This window comes from Bacillus cereus group sp. MYBK245-2, from assembly GCF_051916145.1.
GTDB classification, from domain to species: Bacteria; Bacillota; Bacilli; order Bacillales; family Bacillaceae_G; genus Bacillus_A; species Bacillus_A pacificus.
Map to the genome: position 1 here is coordinate 127,978 of NZ_JBQAGB010000009.1, position 21,222 is coordinate 149,199.

Consider the following 21,222-nt stretch of genomic DNA (forward strand, 5'->3'; position numbering starts at 1 on the left):
ACAATCGTTCTAATTCGCTTGTAATACTACGCATGTTTGTTTGAAATAGAGAGTAAAAAAATCGTAATGGCTTCATTAAATAAAACTTCTAATTCCTCTGTTTCAAATGAATGAATGAATTGACATAATCCACCTAGCCATGAACCTAATAAAAGACTTGAATCCTCAACATTTTCTATATAAAATTCACCACTTTGTATACCTTCATCCAAAATTTTTTGATATGTTTTTAAAGGGATAACAGCTAAACCATAGAGTTGTTGAATTGTAGAAGGGTTCGCGCTCGGATCAGAGGCAAGTTCTTGTCCGGCTCTTAATAATGGCGTTTTGTAATTATAAAGTACAAATTTAGCTATCCCATATAATTTCCCAGTAGCATTTGTATACTGTTTTTCTGCTATTTCCCATTTATCGTGCCAATTTCTCATACTGTCTTTAGCTAAATAAACAAATAATTCTTCTTTATTTTTATAATGGTAATATATATGTCCTTTACTATAACCAGAGGCTTTTGCAATGTTATCAATTGAAGTTCTTGTATATCCTTTTAAGGAAAATAATTCTGTCGCCTTCTCTGCTATTATTTCTTTGGCTAAATCGCTATCGTATCGTCTTTTATTCAATGTAGACTCCTTCCGTCATTTCATACAAAAAAATTGAACAATCGTTCTAATTTCAATATATGTCAGTTTTTTTGTTTTAGTAACTGTTAAGTTTCTTATTTATTATTTTTTATAAAAATTACGGTGCGTGAAATTACTAAACTCTATAAAAAAAGAGCCTATTGTATATAGACCCTTCACATTGCTCGAATTAATTTGTATTTGCCTCTGCTAACGGTTGTAACGATGGTTGTAGTTTTAGTTCTAATGCATCGCCTTCTTTTATAGCTTGTCCTTTTTCAATACTTTGATTTGTTACATAACCCGTACCTGAAGTTTTTAAATCTAATTTTAATAGTTTAGAAAAATACATAACATCACGCATGGACCAACCTTGTAAATTGGGCATTGTTACGTTGTTTCCTAATAAAAATATACGATCACCTTCACTCATTACTTCACCAGACTGCGGATATTGTTTTTTAATTTTTCCTTCTCCTAAAATTATCGGTTGGAGTTTCTCTTTTTTCACCTTATTCTCTACCGTATCTATTGATTGATTCACATAGTTTTGCACTTTTAATTGGGATTTTTTCATTGCATCGGCCATTTGTTGTTCTGTATATGGTTTCACCTTTAAATATTCAAGGCTATTTTTCACAACTGGTTTAAATATTTCAGCGAGTGGCTGAGCTCCATATTCATCTCCCTTTAACTTTGGCTGCTTAATAGCTAAGTATACAATTAACTCTGGGTCATCAATTGGAGCCATACCTAAAAATGAAAAAATATAATTTTCTTTTCCTTCCATATATCGTCCATTTTCAGGATTCGGAATTTGCGCTGTTCCTGTCTTGCCTCCTATTGGGTAACCATCGACTTTATACATTGTACCTGTACCTTTTGAAGACGTAATAACACGCTCCATTAAGTCTCTTACCTTGTCCGCAGTCTCTTTTTTTATCGGATTGCCAACTTCTTTCGGTTGATTTTCCATAATAACTTGCTTGTTTGTTGGATTTACAACTTTGTCAACGATATATGGTTGCATCATTTTCCCGTCATTTGCTATAGCCGTAGCAGCTTGGATTAATTGAATTGGAGTTACTGTAGAACCTTGTCCGAAAGAAGTTGTTACTTGTTGAATTTGTGTATTTAATAGTAAAGTATTTTTACTTTCACCAGGTAAATCTATTCCCGTTTTTTGGTTAAAACCAAATTTATTCATATATTGCTTAAATTTATTTGGTTTTAATAACTGATCTTCTAAAATTGAAAAAGCTACGTTTGATGACCTTTCAAAACCTTCATCAAATGTAATAGATCCCCATCCAAATCCACCATTATGATCTTTTATATCCGCTGAACCTACTGAATACTTGCCGGATTGAAAATATTCTTTCCCGTTATATACACCTTCATTGATTGCAGCAGCTAACGTAAATATTTTCATTGTGGAACCTGGTTCGTATGCATTTGCGATTGGATCATTTAAAAAGTATTCAATATCCCCTTTATTAGGATTAAAACTAGGTTTACTAGACATTGCTAAAACTTTCCCCGTCTTTGGATCCGCTATAATACCTACTAACATAGAAGGGTCATAGTGCTCTTGCGCCTTATTCATCGCTTCTTCTAAAAAACTATTAATTTGTTTATCGAGCGTAAGATATACGTTATTTCCATGTTTAGCGGGTTCTATTTTTCCTATATCATTTGTAAGCGGGATACCTCCTCGCGCTCCCACATATTCTATATTCCCATTTGTCGAGCGCAAATATTTATCTAAACTTTTTTCAAGTCCAAACTTCCCTTCTGTATTTCCTTTATCGTCTGGTCTAGCAAAACCAAGTATATAAGATGCAAAATCTTCATTTGGATATACTCTTGCTTTCTCAGGCATAAAAGAAACACCTGGGATTTTCAATTTTTTAATTTGTTCTTTCTTTTCCCTAGACAAATTCCGGCCAACTTTTCCGATTTCAACTTGCGTACGCCCTTCATGGAAATTCTTTAACACATCTTCTTTATTAATTTCAAGCGCATCAGCTAATTGCGCTGCGGTTTCATCTTTATTTTTCAATTTGCCATTACCTTTCAAATTCACAACAACACGATACGTTGTTGAATCTTGAACGAGCACTTTTCCAGTTTGATCATAAATCGTGCCACGATTCGCTTCCAAAACACCATTTTTATTATGTTGTTCATTTGCTAAATCCTTTACATTCACATTATGCACGACTCCTACTGCTTGAATATAGAAAAAACGCAAAAGCATAATAAGAAACAAAACAATAAAAGCAATCATAAAATACCGCGCGCCTTTATTCGTTTGAAGTTTATACATATTTCGCTCCTTTCTTTTTATTGATACATGCAAGGATGTGCTTTAAAATATGTAATTTTTACTTTCAATACTATATGTTTCGAAGTTTTCCTTTCAATTCCTTTAAAACGTTCTGAAAGTAGCCATTGTTTCTTTTTTATTTATCTATTTACATTGCGGTGCGTGAAATTTTTGAATATTCAGACAAACTTAGGTTGACTTATTATAATCTACAAATTTAATAAAAACTTTTGATACTAGCTCATTTGTTCCTTCATCATTCTTTTAATGCGTATATCCTTATCTTGTACATAATAAAAAGTTCTCCTCTGGATTTCCAAAGGAGAACTTAAAAAAACTACGAATAGTTATTTATAACAATTAAGCTATATGATTATATTTCGCTAAAAAAGGAATTCGTTTTGCTACTAATGCGTACATTTTGAATACAAGTTTCGCTATCGGCTCCAACATACGTGTACTTTGCACTACTAAGCCACTTGTGATAAATGTTAAGAAAGCAGCACCCAGTATATCTAAAGGATAATGAACACCTACGTACATACGTGAAACACCGACTAATACTGCCCAAATAAGAGCGACATATTTAAGTTTTTCTCCTCTAAGCAAAAATACAAATGCAATGGAAAATACAAGTACTGAATGATCACTAACAAATGATGAGTCTGCTGCATGTGGTACTAATTGATGTACATCATGTGATACAAATGGACGTGGGTGGTAATATACCGCATGTATCACAACATTTACTAATAATGCGATAATGACTGAAAGTGTCGTATATAACACTGTGTATTGTTTTTTAATTGCATTGACTTTTTTTCCATTATTAAACCATAAGATAAACATAAACAAAATTGCTACATATACAGCACTATTTGTAATAGCAATCATTAGCGTATCTAATAGTTTGGACGATCCAGCTAAATTATTAAACCATTGAAATACTGTGTAATTCATAATTCTCTCTCCTTAAATAAAAGCGTTCTTGATTTACACAGTATACAACATCAATATGAAAATGGGCTTAAACTTTTCTCATCTAATTCTCATTTTACTATTACTCATTTGACAATATTGAGACTAATTATAACGGCTAATTATGTATAAAGCTAAAAAACCTTTAAAACAATACGAATCATATGCTTTTTATGTGTAGAATACATAACATAGTCATTTCAATATATTAGTTGCAAAATCATATTTGTATTACATACGAAGCGCAATGTTACCAAATTGTTCTCCTTGTTCCATACGAGTTAACGCCGCAATGGCTTCTTCTAACGAATATATTTTATCAATAATTGGTTTAATTTTATGTTTCTCTATAAACTGAATCATTTCATTAAATTCCTCACGGCTCCCCATAGATGTTCCCATTATATCGATTTGATTATAAAATAATGCTCGTAATGGTAATTCAATTTTATCTCCTGAGCTTGCACCAAAATTAACAATTCTCCCATTTGGTTTTAATACATCAAAGTATTTTAAGAATGTTGCTGGTCCTATACTATCGATGATTAAATCTACTTTCTCTCCGTGTAAACTCTCTTCCCAATTTCCAGAACTATTAAAAGAAAAGTCTGCGCCATATGTTTCTGCAAAGTTCCTTTTGTTCTCAACTCTTGAAGTAACACTGACTTTTGCGCCAATTGCTTTCGCAAATAACATGGCAAACGTCGCTACACCGCCGCCTATTCCTGGAATTAAAACATGTTCTCCACACTTTAATCTACCCTTTGTAAAAAGCGCTCTATATGCAGTTAATGCCGATAAAGATAATACGCCAGACTCTTCCCAAGTAAGATATGACGGTTTTGCCACTACATTTTCAGCTGGCACAATGATATATTCAGCAAACGTTCCGTCTTTCGGTCCACCTAACACCTCTGGTAACTCTGGTACTTCGGCAATATGATCCCATCCAATGCTAGGATTTATAATAACCTCGCTTTGTAATAAAGTACCTGAAACACCTTCTCCAATTTCCGTAACAATACCAGCACCATCTGATCCTAAAACTAATGGTAATTGCATTTCTTTTCTATTATTCATTATAAATAAATCTCGATGATTTAAACCTGCTGATTTTAATTTCACTTTCACTTCTCCAGCATCAGGTGTTATCTCAGGTAATACTTTATATTCTACCCCTTCAAATCCAGCTTTATATTGATGTACGATAGCTTTCACTTTTATTCCCCCTTCATATTTCTAATGTACTAGAAAGTTCGAAATAAACAAAATAATTTGACCGTAAAAAAGAAGGAATGCACAAAACATCCCTTCTTTTTGAATTATTAAAGTGAAACGGTAGGCAGTGTAATCGTAACGATTGTTCCTTCGGCTTCTTTACTCTCTATTTGAATCGTTCCTTTGTATTTCTCTACAAGTCGTTTTGCAATAGACAAACCTAGACCGTTTCCACCTTGTTTTCGACTTCTTGCTTTGTCCACACGATAAAAGCGGTTAAGAACAAAAGGTAAATCATCTTCGGGTATTCCTGCTCCATGATCTATGATACGAATTTTAACTTTTCCTGCTTGTACACTAGATTCAATACATATATATTGATTATCTTCCTTTGTATACTTCACTGCGTTATCCATTACGATAATAATAATTTGTTCTAAGTAAGATGATGGTATTGAGACATACGCTGCATCTCCATCCAGTTTCATTTCAAATTGAAATTCAGTTTGAAGTACGCCAAAGTTTTGTGTAACTTGTTTTAATATACTATTTACATGGACTGGCTCAGTTGCGATTGGATGCATCTGTTCTGATTCGGCTCTTGATAATTCTAACAATTCTAAAACTAACTTATTTAAACGATCGACTTCCTTTAAACTGGATTGAAGCGATTTATCTAAAACTGCTGGATCATTTTTTCCCCACCGATTTAACATCGATAAGTGTCCTTGGATAATTGTTAATGGCGTTCTCAGCTCATGAGATGCATCTTCTACAAACTGTTTCTGTTGTGTAAAAGAAGTTTCTACTTCATCCATCATTTCGTTAAAAAGAAACGATAATTTTGCAAGTTCATCATTATTTTCACGTACTGGAACCCGTTCATTTAGCCCATTTTTCTTAATACGCTTCATCGTATTCGTTATATTTTGAATACTCGACAATAGCTTTTTCGTGATTAGTACCCCACCTAAAAAACTAAGGATTAATCCACATATTCCGGCAATAATCATTACCACTAAAATAATTTTTAATAAATGATCAAAAGCCTCTAAGTTTTTCGTAAGTTCAATCGTGCCAGTGAACTCTTTTGTTTGAATTGGTATACGTTTAACTAATATGCGATCTTCTACATGTCTTTTTATAAATAATTCATCTTGTAAAACTTGTTTTGGCTTTATCCATGTCTCATTAAAATCTCGCGAAACAGTAACAATTGGTTTTCCATCCATGCCGATAACACGAATCATTTGATGTTTATCAATCATATTATTTAAGAAATCTTTACTGTTTTCAAACGTTTTACTCGAAAGGGTATCATTTTTATCTTGGAAGTAGGCTGCTATTTCTGTCACTTGTCTATTTATTTGTTTCTGTTCATAGTCTATAGTCCACTTATTAATTACAATAAACTGCAGAGCGCTATATAAAATGAATAAAATAAATACTAGAGTAGTGGACCAAAGTGTTAATTTCCACTTTATAGGTAGATTTCGAATTCGATGCACAATATTTTTAATCATTTCATTATATATCCAGCACCGCGGACCGTTTGGATATATTCCTCCTTATCTACACTATGTAACTTGTTACGTAAATAACGAACGTATACATCAACGATATTCGTCTCAACCATTGCATCATATCCCCATACTTGATCCAATAAAACATCACGGGTAAGTACTCTATTAATATTTTTCATAAACATAAGCAAGAGTTCAAATTCTTTATTTGTAAGTTCGATTTCTTCATTTCCTTTTGTAATCGTTCGCGATTCAATCTGGAGCTGTAAATCTTTGAACGTAAGAGATGAAACATGCTTGTTTTCTATATGTTCTTCCCGTCTAAATATAACCCTCATACGTGCCAACAGCTCTTCAATTGCAAATGGTTTCGGAAGATAATCATCGGCTCCGCTATCTAATCCTGTCACGCGATCCATAATACTATCGCGTGCAGTTAGCATAATAATTGGTGTATTTTTAGTTGCCCTTAATCTACGACACACTTCTAGTCCATTTAACCCAGGCAGCATTAAATCAAGTAAAATAAGATCATAATTTGTTTCAAGCGCGGCCTCTAATCCCTTCCTTCCATCAAACTGAATGTCTACCTTATATCCTTCATACTTTAATTCTAATTCTAAAAAATCAACTAAACTTTCCTCATCCTCAATAATTAATATGCGTTGCAACAGTAATTCCTCCTATACAGTTAAATGAATGAGTACTCCTATCCCAAATATAATTGCAATGATTTGATGTGCTTTTCTATACAATATCAAGTTTGTTTTTTTATTATGTTTCTGTAAGAGAAATCCAACGATTCCTAGTATGATTAAAATGAAAAGAGAGAATATACCACTATAAAATATAAGCAAATGCCGACTTCCTTTTAATAAAAAATAAATGCCGTGAGTAATTGATACAGCTAATACAGTATATCCAATTAATACGTGAAACTTTTTAATAAAAAGATATACATCCTTCATCAATTTAAATCCAATGATATTTTTCTTTTTTAAAAATAACCATATATGACGTAAAATCCATAACGATGCAGCTAAAATTGCCCCGTATTCACCGAAAGAACCTAATTTCTTATTTAACCATTTCATATTTAATACGTTGCCGTATATTACATTAATAAATAACAATGCTATACTACAAAAAATAATAGTAATGCCTATAATTTTAACATACAAATGAATATATTTATTTCTTAGTACCTTCTCCAATTCATTCAAGCTCCTTCCTTATAAACCTTCTGTAACAAGCAGAATATCAAATAAAAAAGAAAGGAACATGAGAGAAAGATTAAAATAAAATGAGAATTTAAAGATCACTTGAATTTTCTAGTGATTATTTTTAGCTAATTTTATTATTTTTTGAATAAACGGTTCTTTTGCGTTTGTGTATGAAGCACGATCAAAAGGATATGTAGCAGCAAGTTTCTCTTTTAATTCTCTATATTCTTTTTGTACCCATTTATGTTCTCTAAGAAAATCACGAAATAAAATGTTATTCTGCCACTCCTCACTATTATAAATATAAACATGTAAATGGTGGGTGCCTGCCCTCCATTTGCCCTTTCTAAAAAAACGCCAATTAGGGGTTTCTTTTGGAACATACTCATATCCAATTTTTAATAGGGCTTCAATCCACGTTTCTGTAACTTTCAAATCAGTTACACCAATCATCATATCAATTAATGGTTTCGCACCTAATCCCTGTACAGACGTACTTCCTATATGTTCAATAGCAATACAATCTTCTCCGAATAAAGAAATAAATTTCTCCTTTTCTATTACATACTCTTCATACCATTCTTTTTCATACGGTTTAATAACGATTTGTTGTGCCATTTTATTCACCTTCTTATAATTAATTATTATTATATTTATAAAATTTCATGTGTTTAACATAGGATTTTCAAAAAATATGTCGAATACTGAAATATACAACTTTATTATAATAAATGCGAGGTATATTATGAAAGATTATCCAGTTGAAATTCAGTTGAATCAAGTTACATTCCGGTTAAAAGAGCATCATAATTTTGATTGGCTATTGAAATTAGGAAACGTATTTGCGGTTTTTGACCAGCAAGATTCAGGCAATCTATCTTTCGGTGTAGAAAAAGATGGGCGTAAGAAATTTATTAAATATGCAGGGGCACAAACACTTGCATATGAAGGAACAATGAAAGACGCTATTGAAAGATTAAAAAAATCAGCTTCCCTATACGAAGAATTAAAGCATGACTCGCTTATAAAACTAATTGAACATTATCCAGTTCACTCTGGATATGTACTAATTTTTGATTGGTTTGATGGTGAATGTCTTCATTCGCATTGGAGTTTCCCGCCTCCTGAAAAATATACTAATCCAAGCTCTCCATTTTATAAATTTAAGCATTTATCAGTTATGGAACGAATTCAATCATTACATTCCATTTTTTCTTTCCATACATTTGTCGAAAAGAACAACTATGTAGCAATAGATTTTTATGACGGTAGTATTTTATATAATTTTCAAACAAATGAGACGAAGATTTGTGATATTGATTTATATTCTAAAAAACCGTATGTGAATAAAATGGGAAGATTATGGGGTTCCTCTCGTTTTATGTCTCCTGAAGAATTCGAGCTACATGCAATGATTGACGCAAGGACAAATGTATTTAATATGGGGGCAATGGCTTTTGCTCTCTTGGGCGGTGGAGAAGATCGCTCCTTTACAAAATGGGAAGCAAGTAAAGATTTATATGAAATAGCGTATCGTGCTGTAAATGAAAACAGAATTGAACGATATGCATCGGTTGAAGCATTTTATGAAGAATGGCTAAACGTGGCTAATGCTAAAAAGATATAAACTTATATTATTAAAAGCAAAAAGTTTCTACTATAATCATGTATAATATATTTGAAATGGAAATTCAAAATAACGGGGCAAATATTATGAACTTTGTTTATATTAATCAAAACGTATTAAATAATCTTCTTTACATTTTAAGTAGTATATTTATTTTTTATTTTATATATGATAGCGGGCGCAATTTAAAGAAATATAAAAAACTACTTATTATACTTTGTACGAGTATCCCTCTTATTTTATGTATGCGTTATCCTATCTATATGGATGAAAATTGTATTCATGATTTAAGACAAATACCAGTTATTATAGGTACGCTTTATGGCGGCTTCCCTGTTGGTATAATATTGCTTGCCATCTTATTAATTACAAGGTTTTCATTTTATGGATTTAGTATGTTAACAATATTAGTTTATGGCACAATGTTTATCATTACAGCGTTCGCATCCGCAAAATTTAATAAGTATAATAGAAAAGTTAAAGTAGCTTACGGAATGTTTTTAACATTTTTTCTAGCAATATTTACAACTGTAATTGTATTAACCTTATCAGATTTTGAAGTAAATAATTTATACATCATTTATTTCATAATATTACCAACTACTTTAATGTTATTTGTAATTTATTTTAATGAAGTTTTAAAAGATGCAGTATGTATGCGATCGAAGTTAATCAAAATGGAAAAAATGGAGATTGTTAGCCAGCTTGCTGCTAGTATATCGCACGAAGTAAGAAATCCATTAACTGTCGTAAAAGGATTTACTCAACTTTTAAAAACACCAAATTTAACTCCAGAATCAAGAGACGAGTATATTGAACATATACTTGAAGAGTTACATCGTGCCCAAGGAATTATTGATGATTATTTAACGTTTGCCAAACCTGCTTCAGAAAAATTAGATCATATTTCAGTAGAACAAGAGTTAAATCGAGTTATTAACATGATCTTACCTTTATGTAATATGAATACAATACATATTACAAAAGATTTCTCTACGGCAACAATTGTTGGTAATAAACAGCACTTTCAACAATGTTTTTTAAACTTAATAAAAAATGGTATTGAAGCAATGCCTAATGGTGGTACTTTAAATATCTCCTCATCTATTAGTAATAATAAGGTTATCATACGAATTGAGGATAGCGGAATTGGTATGTCACAAGAGCAAATAAATCGATTTGGTGAACCGTATTTTAGTACAAAAACGAAGGGTACAGGTTTAGGCACAATGGTTGCTGTTAAAATTATTGAAACGATGCAAGGTAATTTGAAAATCCGAAGCGTTATGAATAAAGGTACAACTTTGACAATTACATTACCGAAATATAATATGAACTCATCTAAAAACAAATAAAAAAGGAGCATAGTTGCTCCTTTTTTATTTGTTTCGATACATAAGTATCTTCTATGTTTTGTAAGTTTACATTTGTGGAGACTAATTAGAAATTAGTACCCTCCGCCCCAGCAGCTGCATCCAACGATAATTAACAAAATGAATAACACAACTAATAAAGCGAAACCTCCACCAAAACCACAAGAACCACCGTAACTCATATTTTCTCCTCCTTTTGGTTTGAAAACTAATAGGTAGTTGATCATTTTAACTGGTTCGTATTATACATTATGTAAATATCCCCTTTTTGAGCATGTCTATATAAAAATAAGTAAAGCACTCATTTGAGAGTGCTTTAAAATGGATACCAAAAGTTTTGAAATACATGTAACTTTAAATACACAGCAACAATTAAAATAAAAACACCTATAAATAAAGCAACAAAATCTCCTCTTTTCGCTTTATTTGTATAAAACCACGTACGTGTATCCTTCTTTCCAAACCCTCTTAAATCCATTGCATTTGAAACTATATCAATTCTATCTAGAGAATGAATAATTAAAGGCCAGAAAATTAAGACACGGTTTTGCATGCGGATCCATAAACTTGCTTCTCCTTTTTCAAAAGCTACTCCTCTCGCCTCTTGGGCATGTTTAATAACTTTATATTCGGACTGAATATCAGGTATATAACGTAATGCAATATTTATCGCATAAGTAATCTTATAATGAATTCGAAATTTACTTAGGCTACTCACAAATCCGCTTGGATCAGTCGTATAAATAAAAATAAGTGTAAATGGTAATAACGTAAAATACTTTAACGAAAGTGTAGCTGCATAAAATAATGTTTCATAAGTAATTGTTGCATATCCAATATGTAGAAATGAAGTATATGATTCGGTTAATTCAGATCCATGGGTTGGTGTAATAAATAAGATCATAACAGAATTTAATAAACTAAATGTAAATATAACAGTAAAAACAATAAAAATTTTACGAAATGGAATTTTAGCAACCAGGAGTCCAATACATCCAATTATAAATACAAATAGCAATACGCGAAAATCAAAAAATAAAAAAGTAAGCGTCATACAAAAAATAAATAACAACAATTTCACTGCTCCATCCATACGGTGAAAATATGTACTATACACCTTCCGCCCTCCTCATAACATTAAAATAAAGTTCTATAAACCTTTCAGGATTTGCAATACCACTAAATTTAACGAGTTTGAATAAAGAACTCTCCCTTAAGTTCGCCCTTTGTAACGTTTCTAGATTTCCTAATACAGTAGACGCGGTATTATTCGCAATAATTTCTCCTTCATGTAGAACTATCGCCCTGTCTGCATATTCTAATGCAAGATTCATATCGTGTGTAATAAAAATAAAAGATATTCCCTTTGCAGCTAGTTCTCTAATAAATGTCATAAACTTTTTATAATGATAATAATCTTGTCCCGCTGTCGGCTCATCTAAAATGATAAGTTTCGGATTTGTTGTTAGTACAGATGCAATCGTTACTCTCTTTTTTTGTCCATAACTTAATGCCTGGATTGGCCAATTTCGAAATGGATACAAGCCACAAATTTTTAACGTTTCTTCCGCTCTAAGCTTAATTTCTTCCTTTGATACCTTTTTTAATTTTAATGTGAATGAAACCTCTTCTATAACAGTAGGCTGTGTAATCATATGATTTGGATTTTGCATGACATATGATATAATCTCTCCACGTTTACGAATAGACCAAGTATTGATATTTATTCCATTAAATAAAATCCTATCATTATTTGTTTTGTTTATACCTATCAAACTATGAGCGAGTGTTGATTTTCCGGCGCCATTATGACCTAAAAGTGCAACAATTTCCCCTTCTTTTATGGAGAAAGTTATATTGTCTAATACTTTTTGCTTATTAGAATAGGAGAAAGACAAATTTTCTACTTTCAATATTTCTTTGTTTTTAGGAGTATTTTCACAAAAAACTTGCTTCTCCATCCACTCATTTATTGCGCTACGAACACTTTCTATTTGAAGATTTTCAAGAGGGTATATTACCTCATTCTTACTATCAAACTGTAATCTCTTTAATGCTTCCATGTACATAGGTTCCCTTAAGCCAATAGAAGGTAATATATTTGAGGCCAAAATCTCTTCTGGTGTTCCTATCTCAACGATTTCCCCTTCATCCATTAAAATAATTTTATCTAAATCCAGATTTAACATTTCTTCTATTCGATGTTCAATAATTACAATTGTTTTATTATATTGTTTATGTATATCTTTAATAAGTTCTATTGTATGTAAGCTACTAACTGGATCTAAATTTGCTAACGGTTCATCGAACAATAATATATGAGCATTTGTTGTTAACAGACCTGCTAAAGAAACAGTTTGTTTTTGTCCTCCTGATAATTCATGTGGATTTTGTTTATGAAAAGTATGCATCTTTACCTTTTTTAATGATTCCGAAACAATCTTTTTCATATCATCTTCATTTACGCATTCATTTTCTAAATAAAAAGCTACATCTTCCTCTACTGTAAGACCAATAAATTGTGCATCTTGATCTTGCAAAATTGTTCCAACCTGTTTACTCTGTTCAAAAATACTTCCTTTCCTCGGGTCTTTTCCGTCAATTAAAATAGTACCAGTACTAGTCCCTTCATAAGAAAATGGGATTAGCCCATTCATACAATGAGCTAATGTTGACTTCCCTGAACCACTTCGCCCAGCAATTAGCACTTTTTCCCCAGGATATATATGAAATGTAACGTTTTTAACAGTAGGCTGCGCTGCATGCTTATATTGAAAGTTGAATTGTTCAAAAGAAATAATTGGTTGCATGTTAACATCCCTACTTTTCAATTTTTAAATGTGTATGTTTCTTATTAGATTTAGCTAACCCTATTGTAATTGGCAATCCAAGAACTAAAAATACAATAACATCAGCAACTGTTGCACCTAATACTTGTATAACAATTTTGTCAAATGGTTCTCCCATCACGATAATATCGAATGCCCCAGCAAATATAATAGCAATGACAATACCAATTAAGCCAGTAATAGCTAAATAGGAAATATCCCCTTTATTATATGTCCCGTTTTTCACACTAAAGCCAACTCTTTTTTGAATGAGCCCCATTGCAAAGCCGATAATGCCTGAACTAAAAACCCAGCCCCACCAAATACCCCAGCCAGCAATTGTATCTGTTACGGTATGACCGATAAGTCCTATTAATAGTCCTGCCACTGGGCCAAATAACGCACCAAAAATGGTTAAAATAGCTAACGCAGGTTTAATAAATGTATTGGGTGCAATAGAAAATCCCCAAAGTCCTAATATCCCGTATAATGCTGCTCCAATTCCGATTGCCACTACTAATTTTGTTGATAATTTATTCATTACAATTCTCCCCTCTTAATAGTCAACTTTTATTACTCTATATTTATTTTGAAAATGAATTATGCATCGACACTCCCTTTCTATACAACAAAAAATGACCTCTTACATAAGAGGTCATTTTCTTTCACGTTCAAGAATCCTCTTATCTTCCAAAAAACACATCGTGTTCTCTGCGGAATTAGCACCTTCCTATAAATATATATAGGGGTTGCTGAGGTTTCATAGGGCCGTTCCCTCCACCTCTCTGGATAAGTATTAATTTGTAATTCGTATTATGGCATTAAAAAATATAAATTTCAACACTTTTCTAATTATTTTTATTTTTTGTCTAATAGTACATTTAAATCATTGTATTCTTATCGGAATTGTGAAATAATAAATTCAAAATAGTTACGGGAGGAATGTACGATGAAAGTAATCGGTTTAATTGGTGGACTAAGTTGGGAATCTACATCATTATACTATAAACATATTAATACACTTACACTCTCTCAATACGATCAAAATGCAAAGCTTGTTTTATATAGCATGGACTTTGGTGAAGTAACTACTTTATTACAAAATCACCAATATGAAGAAGTGAAAAACGAATTAGTCACCGTTGCAAAGAAGGTTGAAAAATCCGGAGCTGAATGTTTATTAATGTGTTCCAATACGGTCCATCTATTTGCTGAAGAAGTGGAAAGTGCAATATCCATTCCACTTCTTCACATAGGTGATGTAAGTGCTAAAGAAATGGTAGAACAGAATATAAAGCGTATCGGATTATTGGGTACGAAACAAACGATGGAACAAGACTTCTATAAATCACGATTAGCGAATTATAGCATTGAGACAATCATCCCCAATAAAGAGGAAAGAAATTTTATTCATCATGTTATTTTAAATGAATTAAGTAAAGGAATTATTTCAGAAACATCAAAAGAAAAGCTATTACAAATTACAAAGTCATTAATTCAAAATGGCGCAGAAGGTATACTACTAGGTTGCACCGAAATACCGTTGCTCATTTCCCAAAACGACCTTACTGTTCCTGTTTTTGATACTGCTTTTTTACATGCAAATACTGCTGTGCAGTTTGCGGGATAATCATATAAAAGCATAAAGGTGCGCCTCTATGCTTTTATATTACCCACACTATTTATTTAAAAGAGATGTAATCACTGTGATTGCTTCATTTGAACCACCACAATCTAAAAAACTATCTTTCAGTTTTCGTATTCCATGCTTATACTTTTCATTTGAAAGAACATCGGTTACCGCTTCTTTTAACGTTTGCACATTAACATTCTCTTTCAATAACCGATGCGCTGCTTCAAGCTCAGTTAATCTTTGTGCTATCATTGGCTGGTCTTTATCATGTGGAATGATGACAAATGGGACATTAAAATGAATAGCATCGTGTACACTGTTCATACCGCCATGTGTAATAAAAACATCTGCTTCACTTAATACTTCTGATTGAGGTACGTATGGAGCAATTATAAAATTGTTTGGCGCTTCCTTAATTTTAGAACGATCATTTCTATCGCCAATTGCCATTACAACTAATCCATTAAAATCTGAGAAAGCATCAATACATGCATTAAAGAATGGTTCGATCCCTTCAAGCAGTGTTCCCATTGAAATATAAATAACTTTCTTATCTTTAAGCGATTCAAGTGGAAATTCAACATTTATTTTACGCTTTGAAATACTTGGTCCAATAAAAATGTTATTTTCTCCGAACGAATCGCTATTAGGTTGGAAATAACGACTTGTGTACACAAGAGTAACATCTCCCTTATTATGCATAAATTGAAGATTATTTTTAGGCTTTACTCCAAATTCACGATCCATTTGATATAACAACTGTTCAGAAATTTCATCAGGTCGGAATGGTATTGCTGCATTAGGATGAAAAGGTAAAGTCTCTAAAAATTCAGTAGGAATTAAAAATATAGGAGAAGAAACTATGCCTGGAATTTGTAAATACTCCTTTACTAACTCTCCAGCACCAAATATATCATAAATTACGAAATCAAAATTTATGTTTTCACATAATTGTTTCACAATTTCTAATATATATAAAGAAGTTTGAACATGTACACGAAAGAAAGAATTCAGCCCATCTAGAGTTTCAGAATCAATAGAAATCTCCTTTAATAAATCTGGATGTGTATATACAATAGCTCCCAAATCTTCAATTCTGTCTTTAAATTGTTCTGTCGTAATATAATGTACGTGATCCCCCCGTTCAGTATAGGCTTTAACTAAACTTAATGTAGGATTTACATGTCCCTCTGCTGGAAAATTAACCACTAAAATATTTAGCACTTATTTCTCACTCCTTACATTTCAATTCACTTATTAAGCATACTGTAATTATTACCGTCAAACTTCCCCTAATAGTCCTAATATACTTGCTACTTTAGATTGATAAATAATTATCAGTTATTTAATTAAAAAAAGGCATCTACATATGTAGATGCCAAACCGTGATAAGGAGTGTTCTGTGAGGTTAGAATAAGCTTTTCAGCTTGTCCTATGCTATCAATATATGTTTTATTTTATAAAATGTGAATAATTGATAGAATAATTTTATCCTTCTTTCTCACCCATTTTGAATTAATTCTCAAATAAGACAACTCTATTTTTATAACATTTCATATGTTTTAATCTTCTTTAGAGCTATCTATTTTTACAGTTTCTCCAGTCAATCGCTTATTTTTCAATTCAAAATAAGCATCTAAAACTTCTTTTCCAATATCAGAGTTAATACCAGATTTGTCATTCATAACCCACGGCACAACTACGGAAAACGCTACTTCTGGATTATCATATGGCGCATATCCTGCTAACGTTAAGTTATAACATTCTCTTCTCTCGCCTTTTTCATTTCTTCCAATATCACTTTCTCCACCGTATACCGTCTGTGCTGTTCCTGTTTTACCTGCTGGTTTATAAGATGCTTTTTGGAACGCCCTTACTCCTGTTCCATCACCCTCTTGGAATACCTTTCTAAATCCTTCTTTTACTTGATTTATATATTCCTCTTTCATATCAATTTTATTTAAAACAATTGGTTCTACTGCATGCACCACTTTACCAATCTCATCTTTTTGCGACGTTTGCTCTCTTACCTCTTGTACAATTTGTGGCTTCATTCGATATCCACCGTTTGCAATTGTTGAAATATACTGTACGAGCTGAAGTGGTGTATACGTGTCATACTGACCAATTGAGTAATCTAATAAGAAACCCGGCTGATTATCTTTTTTACCAATTTGTCCAGCTGTTTCATTCGGTAGATCGATGCCCGTTGGAACACCTAATCCGAATTGTCTGAAATAGTACCTCATTTTATCAAAGTATTCCTGTTTAATATTTAATGAACTATTTTTCACATAATCCACGCCTGCAATTTTTAATGCTGTATGAAACATATAAACGTTTGAAGAGACTTGTAACGCTCTTAAATCATCAATGTTTCCAAACTCTTTCCAAGACTTCTTCTCCCTAGTACCTTTAAGCTTCATAGGTGCATCATAAAAATAAGTACCTGGTGTTATAGCTTTCGTTTCAAATCCAGTTAAAACTGTCGCACCTTTAACTGTTGATCCCAGCTCATATGAACTAGTCATTGTGCCTAATGCATAGTCTTCAACTTCTGTTTTCCCGTCTTTTTCTACAAGTCTTTTCCCAGCCATTGATAATACTTGTCCGTTTTTCGGATTCATCATTACAACGAAAGCACGGTCCAACATAGATTCAGATCCTTTATATGCCTTTAATATTTTTTCTATACTTTCTTCTACTTTTTTCTGTAATTCCATATCTATCGTTAAAGTTAAGTTCTTACCGCTCTTTCCCTCCGAAATTGTTTCCGTTCTAATTGTAGTACCTTGTTTATCTGCAACGCTTCTTACTTCTTTTTTTGTACCATGAAGTACATCTTCATATTGCTGCTCAATATAACTTTTTCCAACCCTATCATTTCGGCTATAATCTCGTACCAAGTAATAATCTAATTTTTCACTTGGTAATCCTTCATCGGAATTAGAAACATTTCCAAGAACAGATCGGAATAACCCATCATTTACATACACTCTCTCCCAATCAACCGACACATCTACACCTGGGAGATTTGCTAAACCTTCACTAATTATAGTAAATTCCTTTTCACTAACATCTTTTTTAATAATTTGAGGAGCCATTTGATAACCAGAAGTCATCTTACTTTTAATAGCTAACACTTTAATATCTTTATCTGTTAAATCTTGAAGATCTTTATCTGTAACTCGTTTTCTTTTTAACTCTTCAATTTTTTTATCTAAATTTTTTCCGGTAATATCTTTATCTCTGAACTTATTTATTTCTTTTTTAGATACTAATTTTTCAGTTAGTTTCGGATTTAATTGCATCCAAAAATCTTTCTTATCCGTCTCAGTTAGCTTGTCTATATCTTCTTGTGGTATTTCAATTATGTCTGCAAGTTGTCTTGCTGTTTTTAATATTTCTTCTGATTTTACACCTTTCATCTTTGTATATGTAATTGTACGTAAAGACTTATTATCAACTACTGGATTCCCTTCTCGGTCAAATATTTTTCCCCGCGGCACAGAAAGGCTTACGGTTGCATTTTCTCTCTTCTCCACTTCATTTTTATACGTCTCACCATCGATAATTTGTACTTTACCTAATTGTATAATCATGGCAGAAAACAATATAAATACACATAAGAATAAAATGTTTAACCGCATCGGTACTGCTCTACCGCTTTTTTTCTCTTGTTTTTTCACCTTGTCATAATCTCCTCCTTACTGTATTTCTATTAATAATTGAATCTATATATTAAAAGTAATGCACATTTTCTATACATTACTTTGCACAAATACTAATATATTGATAAAAACTTAATAGAAATTAAAGCAAATCTAAAGAAAAGGTAAAGTTTTCTAAATTAAATACAAAAATACCCAATAACCAAAAGCTTAGCTTTTGGTTATTGGGTATTTAATAAATTTAAGAGTTAATAATTGGACGTATCGATTCAAATCTATCATCATAATTTGATAAAGACTTTTTACTCTGAAATTTTGGCAAGTAAATCGTTACTGTTGTTCCGACGCCAACCTCACTCATAATACTTATATTCCCTTGATGACTTTCAATAATTTTATAACTTAACATCAACCCAATACCGGTACCTTTTTCTTTCGTACTATAAAAAGGTTCACCTAATCTTTTAATTCGTTCTTCAGGTATTCCTATTCCTTTATCAATTACATTAATAATGATACCATCTTTGCCTATTTCTTTTATGTGAATTGAAATTCTCCCACCATCTGGCATAGCTTCGATTGAATTTTGCAAAATGTTAATAAATACTTGTTTCAGTTGATTTTCTGAGCATTCAATGATTATATCTTTGGAATCTGCATATAATTCAACTTGAATATTTGTCATAATTGCTTTTGTATTTATTAACGAAACGACATTTTTAAATATTTGATAAAGATTTTTCTTTTCCGTGCTTAGTTCATCTGTTTTAGCAATCGATAAAAATTCTTGAAGAATCGCTTCTATTCTTTCAATTTCAGAAAGCATTAGATCAAAATATTTTTCTTGATCTTCTTTATTAATTTGAAATAGCTGTATAAAGCCTTTAATGACTGTTAATGGATTCCTAACTTCATGAGCAACACCAGCTGCTAATTGACCGATTGCTGCAAGTGTATCTGATTTATTTAGCAATTCTTCTGTCTTTTTCCGATCTGTAATATCACGTACAATAATCATAATTTTATCATGCAATAACGGTAAACATCTAGCTTCGAAGAAATCGATACTTTCATTAATTGTAAGTGGATATTCCACAATTACATTTGTCCCTTTTTCTTTCACTTGACAAATTGCTTCTTGAAATTTTTTTGCTACTGTAGATGGTAATACTTCGTAAAACTTTTTTCCCATAAAAGCTTCTGCGGGTACGTAAAATTTTGTAGGGGATCCTGCTTTATAATCAATAATTGTTCCATCATCTTCCGTTAAGAAACATAAATCTGGTAAAGCCTGAAAAATTACTTCTAATTCAGACGTTTGTTGTTTTAATTTCTCTTCTATTGCTTTTAAATGTGTAATATCCACACCAACAGCCCAATAACTAAATCCACTTACAGGAAACTGTTCTGATATATTGGACCACATTATCGTTTTAATTTCACCATTTTTACAAGTTAAACGCATTTCCCAGTCTCTAAAGTTCTTTCCACGAGTCAAAAATTTCTTTTGTATCTCGTGACGATAATCATGATCCGGATACAGTAATCGAAGTGCGTTTGGATTTCCAATTACCTCTTCCGCAGTATAGCCTGTCACAATTTCACATTCGCGATTCCACAAAACAAAATCTCCATTATAATCAAGTGCATCAACCATAACAGGCATGTTTTGTAAGATTGTATGTAGTTCCTCCTCTTTTCGAGTAAGTAACGTCGTATTTTTATTTTGAAATCCTTTCATTACTCCATCTATAATTAAATTTGAAAGCATTTCAAAGTATTTTTGGCAATTGAAAATTTCGCTTTTCTGAGACCATACAACAAAAGATCCTAAATATTGATTGTATAAAAAAATGGGGATTTCAAGTTTGGGAAGTTTACATATTTTCTTTTCATTTATTCCAAATGAAAATATACATTCTTTTTCAGCATCAAGAAGTTGATGTGATATGTTGGTTAATTGATAAAATTGTTCTGCCATGGTTTCTATTGTACTCACATCAATAAGTTCCATTAGCCGCGCATTCATTCCTTTTTCACCTCAATATGTAAAATTCATACAAATTCAAAATTCATACTTCTCCATTATACGAAGAATGTGCCTGTAGGTATATAGCTGAAGAATAATTATTCGAACAAATTTTATTTTTCAATTAAAAATGAAAAATATATCCGTGCAAATTGAAACTCTAATTA

18 protein-coding genes and 1 riboswitch are annotated in these 21,222 nt (G+C 31.8%); of the genes, 3 read left to right on the top strand and 15 right to left on the bottom strand.

Features of this window, described 5'->3' with window-relative positions; genetic code table 11:
* Positions 1-26: 26 nt before the first annotated feature.
* The 8 genes from ACTFRN_RS16430 to ACTFRN_RS16465 form a co-directional block, all read right to left on the bottom strand.
* The gene (locus ACTFRN_RS16430; protein ID WP_049112227.1) at positions 27-623 is read right to left on the bottom strand and encodes a TetR family transcriptional regulator C-terminal domain-containing protein; all 597 of its coding nucleotides are present in this window, start codon (positions 621-623) and stop codon (positions 27-29) included.
* Positions 624-813: 190 nt separating this feature from the next.
* Positions 814-2,952, bottom strand: a complete 2,139-nt coding sequence (locus ACTFRN_RS16435; RefSeq protein WP_088106762.1) for a penicillin-binding protein — start codon at positions 2,950-2,952, stop codon at positions 814-816.
* Positions 2,953-3,312: 360 nt separating this feature from the next.
* Complete coding sequence (locus ACTFRN_RS16440) at positions 3,313-3,912, bottom strand: undecaprenyl-diphosphatase (protein ID WP_001110138.1); 600 nt, start codon at positions 3,910-3,912, stop codon at positions 3,313-3,315.
* A gap of 249 nt (positions 3,913-4,161) precedes the next feature.
* Complete coding sequence (locus tag ACTFRN_RS16445) at positions 4,162-5,148, bottom strand: zinc-binding dehydrogenase (RefSeq protein ID WP_049113531.1); 987 nt, start codon at positions 5,146-5,148, stop codon at positions 4,162-4,164.
* Between the two features lie 107 nt (positions 5,149-5,255).
* Positions 5,256-6,671, bottom strand: coding sequence for a HAMP domain-containing sensor histidine kinase (locus tag ACTFRN_RS16450; protein ID WP_000594491.1), 1,416 nt, complete (start codon positions 6,669-6,671; stop codon positions 5,256-5,258).
* The gene (locus tag ACTFRN_RS16455) at positions 6,668-7,342 is read right to left on the bottom strand and encodes a response regulator transcription factor (RefSeq protein ID WP_088106763.1); all 675 of its coding nucleotides are present in this window, start codon (positions 7,340-7,342) and stop codon (positions 6,668-6,670) included. The genes ACTFRN_RS16450 and ACTFRN_RS16455 overlap by 4 nt, the downstream gene beginning before the upstream one ends.
* 12 nt (positions 7,343-7,354) lie before the next feature.
* Positions 7,355-7,885 (bottom strand): hypothetical protein, encoded by a 531-nt coding sequence (locus tag ACTFRN_RS16460; protein WP_014893680.1) that lies wholly within the window; start codon positions 7,883-7,885, stop codon positions 7,355-7,357.
* Positions 7,886-8,002: 117 nt separating this feature from the next.
* A complete protein-coding gene (locus tag ACTFRN_RS16465; protein WP_014893681.1) occupies positions 8,003-8,512 on the bottom strand; it encodes a GrpB family protein in 510 nt (169 codons plus the stop codon).
* Positions 8,513-8,639: 127 nt separating this feature from the next.
* On the opposite strand from ACTFRN_RS16465, the gene ACTFRN_RS16470 reads away from it, so the two are divergent.
* Together ACTFRN_RS16470 and ACTFRN_RS16475 are read left to right on the top strand one after the other, a co-directional pair.
* Positions 8,640-9,521, top strand: a complete 882-nt coding sequence (locus tag ACTFRN_RS16470; RefSeq protein WP_088106764.1) for a serine/threonine protein kinase — start codon at positions 8,640-8,642, stop codon at positions 9,519-9,521.
* Positions 9,522-9,607: 86 nt separating this feature from the next.
* The gene (locus ACTFRN_RS16475) at positions 9,608-10,876 is read left to right on the top strand and encodes a sensor histidine kinase (protein ID WP_001012272.1); all 1,269 of its coding nucleotides are present in this window, start codon (positions 9,608-9,610) and stop codon (positions 10,874-10,876) included.
* Positions 10,877-10,968: 92 nt separating this feature from the next.
* Here the strand turns inward: ACTFRN_RS16475 and ACTFRN_RS16480 are convergent, their stop codons facing one another.
* The 4 genes from ACTFRN_RS16480 to ACTFRN_RS16495 form a co-directional block, all read right to left on the bottom strand.
* The gene (locus ACTFRN_RS16480) at positions 10,969-11,076 is read right to left on the bottom strand and encodes a YjcZ family sporulation protein (protein WP_000120182.1); all 108 of its coding nucleotides are present in this window, start codon (positions 11,074-11,076) and stop codon (positions 10,969-10,971) included.
* 134 nt (positions 11,077-11,210) lie between these two features.
* A complete protein-coding gene (locus ACTFRN_RS16485; RefSeq protein ID WP_088106765.1) occupies positions 11,211-12,011 on the bottom strand; it encodes an energy-coupling factor transporter transmembrane component T family protein in 801 nt (266 codons plus the stop codon).
* Entirely contained in the window at positions 12,004-13,704 is a 1,701-nt protein-coding gene (locus tag ACTFRN_RS16490) for an ABC transporter ATP-binding protein (RefSeq protein ID WP_088106766.1), read from the bottom strand. Before ACTFRN_RS16490 ends, ACTFRN_RS16485 begins: the two co-directional genes overlap by 8 nt.
* A gap of 10 nt (positions 13,705-13,714) precedes the next feature.
* Positions 13,715-14,263: an ECF-type riboflavin transporter substrate-binding protein gene (locus tag ACTFRN_RS16495; protein WP_049112470.1), complete on the bottom strand. Its 549-nt coding sequence runs from the start codon at positions 14,261-14,263 to the stop codon at positions 13,715-13,717.
* 139 nt (positions 14,264-14,402) lie between these two features.
* A riboswitch (SAM riboswitch) is annotated at positions 14,403-14,518 on the bottom strand.
* A gap of 153 nt (positions 14,519-14,671) precedes the next feature.
* Between ACTFRN_RS16495 and ACTFRN_RS16500 the strand changes: the two genes are divergently transcribed.
* A complete protein-coding gene (locus ACTFRN_RS16500) occupies positions 14,672-15,352 on the top strand; it encodes an aspartate/glutamate racemase family protein (protein ID WP_000864407.1) in 681 nt (226 codons plus the stop codon).
* Positions 15,353-15,400: 48 nt separating this feature from the next.
* Here ACTFRN_RS16500 and ACTFRN_RS16505 read toward each other — a convergent pair whose 3' ends face one another.
* The 3 genes from ACTFRN_RS16505 to ACTFRN_RS16515 form a co-directional block, all read right to left on the bottom strand.
* A complete protein-coding gene (locus ACTFRN_RS16505; RefSeq protein WP_000932169.1) occupies positions 15,401-16,579 on the bottom strand; it encodes a macrolide family glycosyltransferase in 1,179 nt (392 codons plus the stop codon).
* Between the two features lie 338 nt (positions 16,580-16,917).
* On the bottom strand, positions 16,918-19,044 hold the full coding sequence (locus tag ACTFRN_RS16510) for a peptidoglycan D,D-transpeptidase FtsI family protein (protein WP_074615348.1): 2,127 nt from the start codon (positions 19,042-19,044) through the stop codon (positions 16,918-16,920).
* A gap of 223 nt (positions 19,045-19,267) precedes the next feature.
* The gene (locus ACTFRN_RS16515; protein WP_140383377.1) at positions 19,268-21,055 is read right to left on the bottom strand and encodes an ATP-binding protein; all 1,788 of its coding nucleotides are present in this window, start codon (positions 21,053-21,055) and stop codon (positions 19,268-19,270) included.
* Between the last annotated feature and the right edge of the window lie 167 nt (positions 21,056-21,222).